At 40.4% G+C, this 15715-nt stretch carries 13 protein-coding genes; 12 read left to right on the top strand and 1 reads right to left on the bottom strand.

Annotated elements, in window-relative coordinates; translation table 11 throughout:
* The first annotated feature begins 140 nt into the window (after positions 1-140).
* Together EQG61_RS09535 and EQG61_RS09530 are read left to right on the top strand one after the other, a co-directional pair.
* Positions 141-1229 carry an acyloxyacyl hydrolase gene (locus EQG61_RS09535; protein WP_129461688.1) on the top strand — a complete coding sequence of 363 codons (1089 nt, stop codon included), beginning with the start codon at positions 141-143 and terminating at the stop codon, positions 1227-1229.
* A gap of 1 nt (position 1230) precedes the next feature.
* Entirely contained in the window at positions 1231-1974 is a 744-nt protein-coding gene (locus EQG61_RS09530; protein ID WP_129461687.1) for a head GIN domain-containing protein, read from the top strand.
* Here EQG61_RS09530 and gldA read toward each other — a convergent pair.
* Positions 1971-2876 (bottom strand): gliding motility-associated ABC transporter ATP-binding subunit GldA, encoded by a 906-nt coding sequence (gene gldA / locus EQG61_RS09525; RefSeq protein WP_129461686.1) that lies wholly within the window; start codon positions 2874-2876, stop codon positions 1971-1973. The two genes, EQG61_RS09530 and gldA, sit on opposite strands and share 4 nt — an antisense overlap.
* A 360-nt stretch (positions 2877-3236) precedes the next feature.
* Here gldA and EQG61_RS09520 point away from each other — a divergent pair, with 360 nt between their 5' ends.
* From EQG61_RS09520 to dtd, 10 genes are all read left to right on the top strand, one after another.
* Positions 3237-4154: a M20/M25/M40 family metallo-hydrolase gene (locus EQG61_RS09520; RefSeq protein ID WP_129461685.1), complete on the top strand. Its 918-nt coding sequence runs from the start codon at positions 3237-3239 to the stop codon at positions 4152-4154.
* Between the two features lie 295 nt (positions 4155-4449).
* The gene (locus EQG61_RS09515; protein ID WP_206733882.1) at positions 4450-7839 is read left to right on the top strand and encodes a PAS domain S-box protein; all 3390 of its coding nucleotides are present in this window, start codon (positions 4450-4452) and stop codon (positions 7837-7839) included.
* Positions 7840-7845: 6 nt separating this feature from the next.
* Complete coding sequence (locus EQG61_RS09510) at positions 7846-8241, top strand: response regulator (protein ID WP_129461683.1); 396 nt, start codon at positions 7846-7848, stop codon at positions 8239-8241.
* A gap of 203 nt (positions 8242-8444) precedes the next feature.
* Positions 8445-9269 (top strand): prephenate dehydratase, encoded by an 825-nt coding sequence (locus EQG61_RS09505; RefSeq protein ID WP_129461682.1) that lies wholly within the window; start codon positions 8445-8447, stop codon positions 9267-9269.
* On the top strand, positions 9266-10414 hold the full coding sequence (locus tag EQG61_RS09500) for a pyridoxal phosphate-dependent aminotransferase (RefSeq protein ID WP_129461681.1): 1149 nt from the start codon (positions 9266-9268) through the stop codon (positions 10412-10414). The genes EQG61_RS09505 and EQG61_RS09500 overlap by 4 nt, the downstream gene beginning before the upstream one ends.
* Entirely contained in the window at positions 10411-11262 is an 852-nt protein-coding gene (locus tag EQG61_RS09495) for a prephenate dehydrogenase (protein ID WP_129461680.1), read from the top strand. Before EQG61_RS09500 ends, EQG61_RS09495 begins: the two co-directional genes overlap by 4 nt.
* A 5-nt stretch (positions 11263-11267) precedes the next feature.
* Positions 11268-12353 carry a bifunctional 3-deoxy-7-phosphoheptulonate synthase/chorismate mutase type II gene (locus EQG61_RS09490; RefSeq protein ID WP_129461679.1) on the top strand — a complete coding sequence of 362 codons (1086 nt, stop codon included), beginning with the start codon at positions 11268-11270 and terminating at the stop codon, positions 12351-12353.
* Between the two features lie 82 nt (positions 12354-12435).
* Positions 12436-14097 carry a hypothetical protein gene (locus EQG61_RS09485; RefSeq protein WP_129461678.1) on the top strand — a complete coding sequence of 554 codons (1662 nt, stop codon included), beginning with the start codon at positions 12436-12438 and terminating at the stop codon, positions 14095-14097.
* Between the two features lie 68 nt (positions 14098-14165).
* On the top strand, positions 14166-15131 hold the full coding sequence (rsgA, locus tag EQG61_RS09480) for a ribosome small subunit-dependent GTPase A (RefSeq protein WP_129461677.1): 966 nt from the start codon (positions 14166-14168) through the stop codon (positions 15129-15131).
* 127 nt (positions 15132-15258) lie between these two features.
* The gene (gene dtd / locus EQG61_RS09475; RefSeq protein WP_129461676.1) at positions 15259-15711 is read left to right on the top strand and encodes a D-aminoacyl-tRNA deacylase; all 453 of its coding nucleotides are present in this window, start codon (positions 15259-15261) and stop codon (positions 15709-15711) included.
* The last annotated feature ends 4 nt before the right edge of the window (positions 15712-15715 follow it).

The following is a 15715-nucleotide window of genomic DNA, read 5'->3' as shown; positions in this document are numbered from 1 at the left end:
AGAAGATATATGGTTTTTGGTTGGTTGTTATGCGATTTCATAGGATAAAAGTAAATATAAATACAAATATTGCTTTGTTTCAATCCTTTAAAATTCCAAATTTCAAATTTCCATTATATTTGCTTCACTAAATTCCACTCATGCGCAAGAGTATCGTATTGGTTTTCTTTACAGTTCAGGCCCTTTTCGCCCAGAAGAACGCCAATACACCGTCTTTTGAAGTCCGTTTTTTCAGAGGAAATGTCTTGCCGCACACCCCCGATTTGTACCATTTGCAAGGACATCCCGAAGGCATTCAATTCCATTACAATCTACAAACCCACGGCGCACAAGAATGGCATGCGGCTTATAATTATCCATCGTATGGTGTGTATTTGTTGTACCAAGATTTCAACAACCGGTTCCTCGGACACAGTTGGGCTACAGGGACTTATTTCCGATTTAATTTTTTAAAACGGCACCTCCAAGTCCAAACAGCCGCGGGTGTGGCGTATATGAACCAACCGTATGACAAGGTGACCAATTCCAAAAACAAAGCATTTGGGAGTACGCTGTTGGCCAATATCAACATCGGACTCGAGTACCACCAACCGTTGTTTCATAACCAAATGGACGTGTCGGCCGGATTGTTATTCACGCATTATTCCAACGGCCGTTCAAAGTCGCCCAACAGCGGTATCAATACGTATGGACTCACGATCGGAGTCGCTTACAACCTTCAAAAACCCGTTTCTAATTCGCCCGACACAACTAAAGTGAAAACGAATTACCGTGAAAAATTGCACTATAACTTTGTGTTCCGCACAGGGTTTAATGAGAGTTCGGTCATCAATAGTGGCCGCCATCCGTTGTATCACCTCGGGGCGTATATCGACAAACGTTTGAATCGCAAAAGCGGTGTGCAACTGGGAGCCGATCTTTTCCTAACCCAAAGTTTTAAAGACTTTATCAAATACAAATCGGCAGCTTACCCCGAAGATCATATCGACCCCAATACCGATTACAAACGCGCAGGTATTTTTGCGGGCTATGAATTGTATATCAACCGCTTGTCGCTTGAGGCCCAGGTGGGGTATTATTTTTATGATCCTTTGCACAACGAAATTCCGGTGTATGACCGCATCGGATTAAAATATTATTGGACACCCAAAGTCTTTTCCGCCTTGAGTTTGAAAACCCACATGTTTCTGGCTGAGGCTATCGAATTTGGTCTAGGAATCCGTTTATAAGATGAAAAAACTGCTCGCACTTTTACTGGTCCTGCTTGTTGCTTGTGAAAAACCCTCCGATTGTATTGAGTCGGAAGGTACAATCATGACCCGTGAAGTCCCCGTTACAGCGTTCACACGCATCGAAGTCTATCGCGGCATTGGAGTCGAAATCACCCAAGGTCCCGAATACAAAGTCGTGTTGCAATCGGGTGAAAATTTTATCAATAACATCCAAGTGGTTCAAGATGGGAACGTGTTGAAAATTCGAGACAAATCTACTTGTAATTGGGTTCGCGAATACGGCGTTGCCAAAGTAATCATTACCGCGCCCAATCTCGAAGAAATTTATTCCAAAACCGAACAAGATATCCGGTCTGTGGGGATATTAAATTATCCTTTGTTGCATATTTATGCCAACGATGCACACGGTGACGGTGTGCCCGGTGCGGCTACAGGTGATTTTGTTTTGAATGTGAATACGACCGAATTCACCATCGAAAATAATAACGTCTCCCGATTTTATATCACGGGTCAGGCGCAAAATGCTTCCCTGATTTTCTGGGCAGGTGATGGCCGCATCGAAGCTCAAAATTTAGAAGTTCAAAATATGTACGTCTACAGTCGCGGGTCCAATGACATGCTCGTCAAACCCATGCAGTACATCCATGGCAGCATCGTGAGTACAGGAAATGTAGTGTTATTCCACACACCACCTACTATCGATGTGCAGCAAACCTACCAAGGACAATTGTTGTTCAATTAGTTCTTCTTGGCCGTTTTTTCGCGGAAAATTTGTTCGAGGTTTTTCGCTTTCGCCACAATTTGCAAGGCACGCAAACCATTAGCGGTAGCAAAGTCAAAAATACGGGCGCGGGGGTCTTCTTCGGTTTGAAACGTCAGTTCCCACAAATTGTCTTTCACGTTTTTCGTTTGGGTCAGACCTTTGAGTTGGGCAAACAAATCAGCGTTTACCGCTTGATCAAATTCGACTTCCACCAATTGTACCGTAACTTCTTCCACCAGTTTATCCAGTTTCTTGTCGGTTACAATTTTCCCTTGGTTGATGATGATGACCCGGTCGCAAATCGCTTCCACTTCTTGCATGATGTGGGTGGATAGGAAAACCGTTTTGTCTTTACCGACGTTGCGAATTACGTTGCGAATTTCAACCAACTGGTTCGGATCGAGTCCCGTAGTGGGTTCGTCCAAAATCAATACCTCGGGATTGTGGAGTAGCGCTGTAGCCAAGCCCACACGCTGGCGGTATCCTTTGGAGAGTTGCCCAATTTTCTTATGCGCCTCAGGGGTGAGTCCGGTTAAGGTAATCACTTCCTCAATGCGCGAAGTCGACACTTTGTATACATCGGCATTAAATGCTAGGTATTCCCGCACATACAAATCGAGGTAGAGCGGATTGTGTTCCGGTAAATAACCCACCGAGCGTTGCACTTTTAGCGCATCGGTAGTCACATCATGTTCGTTCACCACGGCTTTCCCTTCATCGGCACTTAAAAACGTAGTTAAGATTTTCATCAAGGTCGATTTACCCGCGCCGTTAGGTCCGAGGAAACCCACGATTTCTCCTTTTTTAACCGAAAAAGAAACCGAATCCAAGGCTTTTTGTGTGCCGTAATATTTGGAAATAGCGTGAACTTCTATAGACATGGTAGTACTAAATTTGACACAAAGGTACAGATTCTCATTGAATTTTTGGGCGTTCCCTTGTGGGGTGAAAAACAGCACTACGTGACTTGTTTTCCACCCCACAAGGTCAGGCTGTCGGCCGTCGCTGCCTTCGTGGTCTCAGGCGAGCTCCGCAAGGCCTCCATCCTTAACGCAAATCCGTGCGGGAAAGTGTGCCTGTAGATCTGAAATTCCAAAAAAAAATCAAATGGGTCTAATCTACTTCATTCATAACTCATAATTTATAACTCATAATTCATAACCCCATTTTTGCCTACTAAAAATGTGTACTTTTAGCAGCAGTTATTGTTCCTAAATCATTCATCAAACAACAAAAACACCATGAAAAAAATCCTGTTCTTATGTGCCGCCACGATTTCATTCGCTACTGCACAAACTAATCCCACCATTTCCCAAACAGAAGTAACCCGAATTGAAAACGAACTCGCCGCCGATGCCATGCAAGGTCGTAAACTCTTTACGCCGGGCATAGACAAAGCGTCGGCGTTTATCGAACAAGAATTTGCAAAAATCGGGTTAGGCTATTGGGGGACGTTATCCAACTACCGTCAGGAATTCCAAATTCGTGGCAAAGCCGCCAACAACGTGATTGGAGTAATCCCAGGGAAATCCAAGCCCAATGAGTATGTGGTCTTTTCGGCCCATTTTGATCACTTAGGTACAGAACCCACAGGGACAGATACCGTATACAACGGCGCTAACGATGATGCTTCGGGAGTAACCGCTGTGATTGCTTTGGCACAATACTATAAAGCCTTAAACAACAACGAACGCACTTTGATTTTCGTAGCCTTCACTGCTGAAGAAGTGGGCGGTTTCGGGTCGCGTTACTTCTCAAAGAACATCGCCGCCGATCAAGTAGTCGCGATGTTCAACATCGAAATGATTGGCACGGAAAGCAAATGGGGCAAAAACTCCTGTTACATCACCGGTTTTGAAAAGTCCGATTTCGGGACTATTTTGCAACGCAACTTACAAGGGTCGCCGTTTCAATTTCACCCTGATCCGTATCCCGCAGAGCAATTGTTCTACCGTTCGGATAACGCTACTTTAGCCGCTTTGGGCGTCCCTGCTCATACGATTTCCACCTCAAAAATGGATGCCGAACCCAATTACCACCAATTGAGTGATGAGGTGAATACCTTGGATTTAACCAACATGACCGAAGTGATCAAGTCGATTGCCGTCAGTGCACAATCCATCGTGCAAGGGAAAGATACGCCGAGTCGGGTGAAATAGAAGTTTGTTAGAATAAAGTAAGTCCTTAACTATAATTAATTGCTCAAAGCGTTCTGTGAAACCTAATAATTCTTTAAGTGTTTATATCACATTTTCAATTATTAAAGTATTAAAACTGTAGTCTTATTTTTACAATAGGACTATTTTTTGTAAATTAGTCAATTACAAAGCGTTTAAATTAATTGCCATGATGATTCCACCTACACCTTCTTATGAAAATGAACGATTGAATGAATTGAAGAGTTTGCAATTAATTGGATTGGACGAGCAAGACGAGTTTGATATGATTACGTCAATGGCGGCAACGATTTGTGGTACCAAGATATCCTTAATCTCTTTAATTACTGAAGATAAACAGTGGTTTTTGTCAAGACAAGGTCTTGAAGTTAAAGAGACTCCTCGTGAAATTTCATTATGTGCGCATGCTATTCTCACTCCTGAAGAACCTTTTTTAATTGAAAATGCTCGTGAAGATGAACGGTTTTATGACAATCCTTTAGTGGTTGATGCGCCAAATTTAGTTTTTTATGCTGGTTTTCCATTGATCACCAAAAATGGGTATCCAATTGGTACACTGTGTGCCATTGACGATAATCCTAAATCACTTTCCAAAGTTCAAATAAAAAAGTTAAAAAACTTATCCAGTTTGTGTGTGAAATTATTTGAATACCGTAAAAATTTATTGGAGCGGGAGGAGTTGCTTCATCAAATTGACACAAAAAATCATTTATTAGAAGAAACACAACGAGTCAATAAAATAGGGGTTTGGGAATATGATTTGACTTCGGGTAAAATAGTATGGAGTGACATTGTATATCAGATTCATGAATTACCCTATGAAACTGCAATCACTGTGGAAAACGGCATTCAATTTTACCATCGCGACTATGTTGAGGAAATTGAAAAAGCAGTCGCAAACTGTATTCAACACGATATTCCTTATCAGTTAGAGTGTATTTTGATTACTACCAAAGGGAATCAACGTTGGGTAAAAGCAACAGGGCGAAAAGTTGGTGAAAAATTAATAGGAAGTTTTCAAGATATTACCGAATTAAAAAATAATGAGTTAAAGTTCAAGGCCATTTTTAATTCCACATTTACATTTATTGGATTTTTAAATCTAGATGGTATTTTATTGGAAGCTAATGATACTGCCATTACTATGGCAGGGATTACACATGAAGATGTTATTGGAAAGTACTTTTGGGATTGCTATTGGTGGCAAATTTCAGAAAATACAAAAGAAGAATTAAAAGCTAACTTTTTTGAAGCGGTTAAAGGGAAGGTTATTGAATACGAGGTCGTTGTTTGGGTAAAAGATAAAACCCCGATCACCATTCTATTTACTTTGAAGCCTATTTTTGATGAAAATGGGGAGGTGGTGTTTGTCATTCCTGAAGGACGTCCAATCCAAGAAATAGTGGATAATAATCGACGCTATAAGTCGGTTTTAGATGGAACCAATGCAGGAACATGGGAGTGGAATATAGAAAGTGGTGCGGTTGTGTTTAATGAACGTTGGGCTGCTATTGCTGGATATACGTTAGAAGAGTTAGCGCCAATTTCTATTGATACGTGGCATAAACTTGTTCATCCACAGGATTTAATTAACTCAAAAAAACGGTTATCCGATTGTTTTCAACACAAAATAGATTTTTATGAGTTTGAGGCGCGGGTGCAACATAAAAATGGGGATTGGATATGGGTGTTGGATCGCGGAAAAGTTTTTGAATGGACAAATGAAGGTGCTCCTTTATTAATGTATGGAACACGACAAGATATTACGATTAAAAAGCAAAATGAATTAGCGTTAAAAGTCAGTGAAGAAGCCTTTCGAGGTAATTTTGAAAGTGCAGGCATCGGTATGGCTTTGGTCGGATTAAATGGAAATTGGCTTAAAGTGAATCGAGAATTATGCAACATTTTGGGGTATTCTGAAGATGAACTATTAAAGCGAACTTTTCAAGATATTACCCATCCCGATGATCTCCAAAAAGATTTGATTTATCTCAATGAATTAATTGAAGGAAAACGCGACCATTATCAGATGGAAAAGCGGTATTTTCATAAAGAGGGTCATATCGTTTATATCATTTTAGCAGTTTCAATGGTCAAAGATACTGAAGGCACAATTCTTCATTTTATCTCTCAAATTATTGATATTTCAAAGCGAAAGAAACAAGAGTTTGAAATTGCCTATCAACAAGATTTGCTGAATACTTTCTATAAATTATCACCAATTGGTATTGCATTAATGGATTATGAAACAGGTAATTTTATTGATGTCAATGAAAAATTGTTAGAGCCGTCAGGATATACCAAAATTCAGTTTTTACTTTTAAACAATCAAGATATTACTCCGCCAGAGTATCAGGTTGTTGATGCAAAAGCTAAAACGGAACTCGACTCCAAAGGGAGCTATCAATTGTATGAAAAAGAGTTGATTCGTAAAGACGGTACACGATATCCAGTTGCACTTCAGGGAGTTTGTGTAAACGATGTTCATGGTAACAAGCGAATTTGGTCCATTATACGCGATATCAGTACTGAAAAAGAAGCGGAACGTAAATTGAAAGAAGCGTTGTCAAATTTTCAAGCGGTATTAGATGCAAGTACTCAAGTTTCCATAATTGCTACGGATACTCTTGGTCAAATCACTTTTTTTAATTCAGGAGCCGAAAAATTATTAGGTTACAGTGCTGAGGAAATGATCAATTTGCAAACCCCATTGATTATTCATAAAGAGGAGGAGGTTAAGAAAGAAAGTAAACGCTTGTCTTTGAATTACAAAAAGCAAATCAATGGCTTTGAAGTTTTTGTTCATGAAGTGAATCTTGGAATGCCCATTACCAAAGAATGGACTTACATCGATAAAGATAAAAATGAAATACCCGTATTGTTATCCGTCAATGCGATTACCACTGACCATGAAATTGTGGGCTATCTTGGAATTGCTACAGATATCACTATAATCAAAAAAGTTGACGAAATTCAATCTTTGCTCAACATTACAGAAGAACAAAATAATCGCCTTAAAAATTTTGCTCAAATAGTATCTCATAATTTACGTTCACATAGTGGTGGCATTTCAGGAATAATTGAATTATTGCGATTAGAATTGCCACATCTTGATAATTATGAGCAATTTGATTTATTAAAGCAAGGAGCCAAAAGTCTTGTTCAAACCGTTGATGATTTAGCAGATATTGTTAAAGTTAATTTAACTAAACATCAACTTTGCCCCGTAAATTTGTATACCCTTATTGAGAAAAATAGAAATAGTCTGTTGTTGCAATTAAAACAATCCGATTTTCAATTAATTAATGAAGTAGATGAAAATTTTGAGGTCCAAGGAGTGCCTGTTTATGTAGATAGTATCGTCTTAAACTTTATCACTAATGCTATCAAATATCGTGATTATGAAAAAAAGGCCTATCTGAAAATTAAAACAGAAACAACCCCACAATTTAAAATAATTAGTTTTGAGGATAATGGAGTAGGAATTGACTTAAATCGTTTTGGCGATAAATTGTTTGGAATGTATAAAAAATTTCACAATCGGGAAGATTCAAGAGGTATTGGCTTATTTATCACCAAGAATCAAATCGAAAGTATGGGTGGAAAAATTGAAGTCGAAAGCGAAGTAAACCAAGGAACAACATTCAAAATTTTTTTAAAACCCTAATATTGTATGAGAAAAATTGACTTAGTCTGTATCATTGATGACGATCCGATGCATGTTTTTATTACCAAAAAATATGTAGAGCTATCAGGTTTTGTAGAGCGTATTCTAGTCTGTAGGGACGGTAAAGATGCGTATGATACACTTACTTGTTTGTTAACCAATGATTCAAAGTTGCCTGAAGTTATTTTTTTGGATTTGAATATGCCAATTTGGGATGGATGGCATTTTTTGGATGAATTTACGAAAATCTCTATTGATCAAAAAATCACAATTTATCTATTGACAAGTTCCAATAATGAGGAAGACCTCTTACGTGCAAAAAAATATAGTTTATCTAGTAATTATTTAGTGAAACCTATCCAACAGCATCAAATTAAAAATGTATTGGAGGAATTAATTTAGATTATTTTTTGTTTATTGAATTAAAATAAATATTTTAGCAAAAACAACAGAGCTGATGCGTAACACATTCACTACCTATTTTAATTATTTCTTTTATTTCTTCACACCGAAGGAAAAGGGATGGGTATTGTGTTATGTCAAGAAGTAAAAAATTAAGCAACCATACGAAAATCCCGATTCCCATCGGGATTTTTTTTTTGCCCATGAAACAACAAATAGCCATACAAGGAATTCAAGGTTCGTTCCACCATCAAGTCGCTCTTGCGTATTTTCCAGACGTATTTGAGTTGGTGGAATGCCTGTCGTTTGAAGCCGTTGCCGACAGTTTGCTACGTGGTCACGCTACCCAAGCCGTTATGGCCTTGGAAAATTCGATTGCCGGAGCATTGTTGCCCAATTACGCCCTGATTGATCGTAACGATTTTCATATTGTCGGTGAGCAGTATTTGGAAATCCAACAAAATCTGATGGCACTACCCGGTCAGTCGTTGGCTTCCCTCCAAGAAGTCCATTCCCATCCCATGGCCTTGCTCCAGTGCATGGAGTTTTTAAAACAGCACCCTCATCTTAAATTAGTTGAAGATAAAGATACTGCCGAAACCGCCCGCCGCATTCAAGCGCAGCAATTACAGGGTATAGCCGCCATTGGAAGTGTGGTAGCCGCTGAATTATTTGCCCTCGAAATCATCGCGCCACAAATTCAAACCGTGAACAACAACCTTACGCGGTTTGCCATCGTTTCGCGCCAACCCAATGCGCCTTCGAATACCATCAATAAAGCGTCGGTGAAATTTGAACTCCACCACCAACGCGGGAGTTTGGCAGCCGTGCTTAACGTAATGAGCGATTGCCGTTTGAACCTTACCAAAATTCAATCGCTGCCCAAAATCGAGTCGCCGTTTACCTACGCCTTTTTTGTCGATGTAACCTTTGAAAACTATGCCGATTTTGAAAAGGCCGCTGCCTTGCTCAACCTAATGGCTTCTTCATTCAAATTATTAGGAATTTACCAAAATACATTACCATGATTACCCCCGCCGATCGCTTACAATCCGTACAAGAATATTACTTCTCGCGCAAATTGAAAGAAGTTCAAGCCCTCGTGGCTCAAGGTCACCCCGTGATTAATATGGGCATTGGGAGTCCCGACCTGCCGCCGCACCCTTCCGTGCAACAAGCCTTAGTCGAGGCACTTTCCCTTCCCAAAGCGCACGAATACCAGAGTTATCAAGGGATACCCGAACTCCGCGCTGGCATGCGTCGGTTTTATGAAACGCAATTTAATTTGGCTCCCGATGTTCCCGTTGATTTTTTGCCTTTAATGGGTTCTAAAGAAGGGATTTTGCACATCGCCATGGCGTTTCTAAACCCTGGTGATCAAGTATTGTTGCCCAATCCGGGATATCCAACGTATGCCTCGGTAACAGAATTGGTGCAGGCTGAGGCGGTATATTACGACCTACAACCCGAGCAGGATTGGTTGCCCAACTTTGCCGCTTTGGAAGCATTGGATTTGTCAAAAGTAAAAATGATTGTCATCGGTTATCCCCACATGCCCACGGGTGCGCCGGGAAGTTTGGAATTGTTGCAGCAATGGGTCGATTTTGCACGCAAACACCAACTGCTTTTGGTCAATGACAATCCGTACAGTTTTGTGTTGCACCACAACCCAATTTCAATTTTTAATTGTGAGGGTGCGGTCGAGGTGGCTATCGAACTCAATTCACTCAGCAAAACCTTTAATATGGCAGGTTGGCGTGTAGGTATGGCGGTTGGGAAACCCGAATTTCTTGATGCTGTTTTAAAAGTTAAAAGCAACATGGATAGCGGTATGTTTTTAGGAATACAAAAAGGCGCTGTGGCCGCTTTGGCATTGGGATCCGATTGGTTTAATCAACAATATAAGGTCTACAGCAAACGCCGCGAACTGATTTGGCAACTGGCCGATTTGTTGGGGTGTTCGTATGATAGAAAAGGGGTCGGACTCTTCGTTTGGGCGAAGTTGCCTGAGGGGATTGACGCCGAGACGTTGATAGATGAATGGTTGTACCATTACCATGTATTTATCACCCCGGGTATCATTTTTGGCAGCAACGGAAATGGATACATTCGGTTTTCACTCTGTGTGACCGAAGAAAAAATTAAAGAAGTAATCCAACGATTTAGGAAATGAAAATAGCAGTTATCGGAATTGGTTTGATAGGCGGTTCGCTCGCTCGAGATATCCGTTTGATTTGGGATCAGGCGGAAATCATTGGATTGGACGCCCATGCGGGTCATGTGGAACAAGCAATCGAACTCGGTCTAGTGAACCGAGAAGGGAAATGGGAAGAAATTCCGCAAATGGATATGGTGATTGTTTCAGTGCCTGTGGACAAAGCGCTTACCGTAGTGCCCCAAGTCTTGGATTTGGTCAACGAAAACACCTTAGTCTTAGATGTGGGTTCGACCAAGCAACCCTTATGCGAAGCCGTGCAACACCATCCCAACCGACGCAATTTTTTAGCAACGCATCCCATTGCGGGAACCGAGTTTTCCGGACCAAACGCCGCCTTACAAGGATTGTTTGAAGGCAAAACAAATATCATTTGTGAAGTGGAAAAAACAGCCTTTGGGTTGCAAGAACGCGCGATGGAATTGTTTCGGAAATTGGGCATGCGCATCCGGTATATGGACCCGCAGTCGCACGACAAACACATTGCCTACGTCTCCCATTTGTCACATATTAGTTCGTTCATGTTGGGCAAAACCGTCATCGAAAAAGAACAAGACGAACGCGACATTTTTGACATGGCGGGCAGTGGATTTGAAAGTACGGTGCGCTTGGCAAAGAGTTCGCCCGACATGTGGACGCCCATTTTTGGTCAAAACAAAGTTAATGTATTGGCAACATTAGAAGAATATATCCGAAATTTGTCCCGATTTCGGGAATTATTGGAAGCCGATCAGTATGAAGCCTTGTATCAAGAAATGCAACATACCAATCGCATCAAAGAAATATTAAACGGAATCAAAAAATAAGTCCTATGGAAAATAATAAAAAAATGCGCACCTGGCTGGATGATTTTCAATTGCCGCATCCGTTGGTAATTGCCGGACCCTGTAGCGCAGAAACCGAAAATCAAGTACTGCAGATTGCCCGTGAATTACAAGATTCCAAAGTGTCGATTTTTCGTGCAGGCATTTGGAAACCCCGTACTCGTCCAGGCGGATTTGAAGGCGTTGGTGAAATCGGATTGAAATGGTTGCAAAAAGCGAAAGCCGAAACGGGTTTGTTGATGGCAGTAGAAGTAGCTACAGCAGCACATGTAAAATTGGCTTTGGAACACGATATTGATGTGTTGTGGATTGGAGCGCGTACAACGGTAAACCCTTTTGCCGTTCAAGAAATTGCCGACGCTTTGCAAAATACCGATAAAATAGTCTTGGTCAAAAATCCGGTAAACCCCGATTTGGCCTTGTGGATTGGTGGGGTAGAGCGCTTGTACAATGCGGGAATCAAGAAATTAGGCGTGATTCACCGTGGTTTTTCGACCTATGAAAAGACCAAGTACCGCAACAACCCCGAGTGGCAAATTGCGATTGATTTTCAAAGCAAGTATCCCGATATTCCGTTGATTATCGATCCGTCGCACATCACAGGGAAACGCGATATGATTTTTCAAGTGACCCAACAAGCTTTGGATTTCAACTACGATGGGATGATTATCGAAACCCATTGTGACCCCGATAATGCCTGGAGTGATGCGGCACAGCAAGTGACTCCCGAGCGATTAAAGCAAATTATTTTTGATTTGGTCATTCGAAAAGAAGACGATGCTGACGGCGATTATTTACAGCAATTGTCCAAATTACGGGTGAAAATTGACGATTACGATTCCAAATTATTGGATGTGATTGGACAACGCATGAAAGTGGCCGAAGATATTGGGGCGTTGAAAAAGGCAAAAAATGTCGCGGTTTTACAGAACAAACGTTGGAATGAGATTTTGGAACGCATGGTGAAAGAAGGCGAACAACGTGGATTAAGTGAAGAATTCATCGTTCAATTTTTCAAAGCAATTCACCAAGAAAGTATTTCGCATCAAGAAAAAGTGTATAAAAATGAATAAGAAAGTCCCTGCGGGGATTTTTTTTTGCTCCAAATAATTCCTTATCATTGTGGTCTTAATAACCTCTAATTATTAACTTTTTATGAAAAAACTATTTGCTGTAGCAGTGACAGCTTTGCTATGCTGTTGTGCTACGCTTGTATCTGCACAAAACAAAATTGAGAAAATTAACATGACCTACGGGGAGGAACTCCCAGATGACGGTGGTAAGATTGTTAAGATTGTAGGGGAAACCAAAGGAAAAATATATGCTTTGGTTTTGAAAGGAAAATCCGATTATTTTTTGAAGATTTTTGAATCAGGAAGTATGAAACAACTTTCTAAGAATCCTATCATTTTTCCAGAATTAAAGGATAAAGAATTGGATTTTGAAGAAATGGTATTGTTGAATGATAAATTGTACGTGATTGGAAGCGTATTTGTGCGTTCCGATAAAACATTCTCTTTAGTTGCAATTCCCATTGATGAAAAAGGGAAAATGTCGACCAAAACCACGTTGATGTTTGAATCCAAAGTGGCGAATAAATCGGATCGTGGAGGATTCTATTTCCGCAAATCACCTGATGAGCAAGTGTTATTAGTGATGCACACTTCGTTGTTCGAAAAAGAAGATTCGATGAAATACGAAACCAAATTATTTGATGAAAACATGGCTTCGTTTTTTTCGGTTGAAGATGTTGTGAAATACGACGACAACAAAAAAGATTACGAGTTTACGATTTCTGATTTTGACGTTAATGTGAATGACGATGTGTTTATCGTAGTGAATGAAGGATACCGCGATAAAAAGAAAAAAGAAAAAGTTGAGAAAGTAGAGTTGCATTTGTACAAAAAAGCCAACGGCTATAAAAAAGACGTGGTGAAAGTGGACATTGTAGATAAAGAAATCATCAACTGTAAAATGTTGGCCACCAATAAAGGTACAGTGAAATTAACCGGTTTCTTTTCCAGCGTTCGCGAAAGCGGTAGAGCCAATAAAGAGTTGAAAGGGATTTACAACATCACCATCAATGTGGCGGATAATACCGTTGGAAAAAGTGTTTTCAATGAATTTGATTATGCGACAAAAGTGAAATTAATCGGTGAGCGTCGTGCCAAAAAAGGAAAAGACGTGAAGCCGTTATATAACATTCAAACAATTATCGAAAAGAACGATGGCGGTTTGATTGTTTTGTCTGAATACCAAATGGTTGTTTTTGGACAGCGTCAAGGAATTGGCCCCTTAGGATTTCAACCGATTACCTACATCACCAACGAAATTATTGTAACCAGTTTACGTCCAGATGGAACTTTTGAGTGGGGTAATGTGGTGCCCAAAGAACAATCGGCTACCATTACTGCTATGTCTGTGAATTTATTTGCAGGAGGTGCGTCAGGGAGTTATAATGTGGCATTAGGAATGTCTATCCCTGTAGCGATGATGGGTAAAGGTCCGGAATACTTAAGTTTTATTCCGATTTACAAAAATGGACAGCTGAATATTTTGATCAATGATCACGTGAAAAATAAAGGGGTAACCAATATTGAGGAAATTCGCTCCATGGGGAATTACAACAATGCAGTTCCTTCTTTGTTTGTGTTTGATAACCAAGGAAACATGTCCAGAAAAGATCCTGATGAGGTGATAAAAAATGAATTGGTGATTCGCCCCGGTGTCTATTGCCGTAAAAGCGAAAGAGAATTTATTATTTATGCTTCCCGAAAATCGAATGATAAGTTAGGTCGAATGATTTTAGAAGATTAAAAAATAAGAAAGCTGTTGAAAAACAGCTTTTTTTTATGTTTAGAAAGGATAAAATGTAATTTTGCATCATGACAGGATGGGTTTATAAATCAACGGGGAGTTATTACACCGTAAAAACCGCAACGGGCGAAGTTTACGATTGCCGTATCAAAGGGAAATTCCGGATTAAAGGAATCAAGAGTACCAATCCCATTGCGGTAGGCGATGTTGTTGATTTTGAATTGGATCAATCCACGGATGAAACCATGGGTCAAATCCACCACATCCACGATCGCAAGAATTACATTATTCGGAAATCGGTCAACCTTTCCAAGCAAGTCCATATTATTGCTTCGAATATCGATGTTGTTTTTTTATTGGTGACCATCAATAATCCCACGACAACGACTTCTTTTATCGACCGATTTTTGGTCACTGCAGAAGCGTATGGTATAGAGGCGGTGCTGATTTTCAATAAAATCGATACCTATGATGAGGCGGCTTTAGACGAACAGCTGTATTTACAGTATGTCTATAGTCAGATTGGCTATACCTGTTTGCGTGTTTCTGCACTAGAACATAAGGGGTTGGAAGAATTAAAAGCGATGATGCAGGATAAAGTGTGTATGTTCTCCGGCCATTCTGGGGTGGGGAAATCGACGTTGGTCAATGCGTTAGAACCTACTTTAGATTTACGTACGTCAGCGATATCCGACTCCCATCAACAAGGGCAACATACCACGACTTTTGCCGAAATGTTTGATTTGTCGTTTGGGTCTAAAATCATTGATACGCCTGGAATCCGTGGGTTTGGTGTAGTTGATATGGAGCCGCAAGAGGTGGGGGATTATTTTCCGGAGTTTTTTGCCTTGAAAGAAGACTGTAAATTCAACAATTGTTTGCATAAAGAAGAACCCCATTGCGCGGTTAAAAAAGCTTTAGACGCTGATAAAATTGCCTGGTCAAGGTACCGAAGTTATATTCAAATTTTAGAAGGAGAAGAAGAACACTACCGCGGGGATCAGTATGCAGAGGAACGGCGGAATTTGCAGTGATCAGTAAACAGTGATCAGTAAACAGAAATCAGTGGTCACTGATCAAACCTTTTAAATGTAAATAACTGGTATTACTACTGTAACTCATAACTCAAAATTTATCATTCAAAATTCAAAATAATTCATCATGCGCGCGGTCATCCAAAGAGTTTCACAAGCATCGGTTACAGTTGAGGAAAAATGTGTTTCCGAAATACAATCGGGCGTTTTGGTGCTTTTAGGTATTGAAGAAGCTGACACGCAAGAAGATGTGAATTGGTTGGCGGCAAAGATTACCAATTTGCGCATTTTTGGAGATGAAAAGGGAGTGATGAATGTCTCGGTGAAAGAGGCGGATGGCGATTGTATCGTGGTGAGTCAGTTTACCTTACACGCCCTGACCAAAAAAGGCAACCGGCCCTCTTACATCCGCGCGGCACGACCTGAACAAGCTATTCCGTTATATGAAGCGTTTATTCAACAAATGGAAAAGGAATTAGGCAAAAAAATTGGTACGGGTGTCTTTGGTGCGGATATGAAAGTGCGATTGCTTAACGACGGCCCCGTTACCCTAATTATTGACACAAAAAATAAAGAATAATGCT

The sequence above is a fragment of the Flavobacterium stagni genome, from assembly GCF_004122105.1.
Taxonomy (GTDB): domain Bacteria; phylum Bacteroidota; class Bacteroidia; order Flavobacteriales; family Flavobacteriaceae; genus Flavobacterium; species Flavobacterium stagni.
This window is presented reverse-complemented; position numbering and strand designations above follow the sequence as displayed.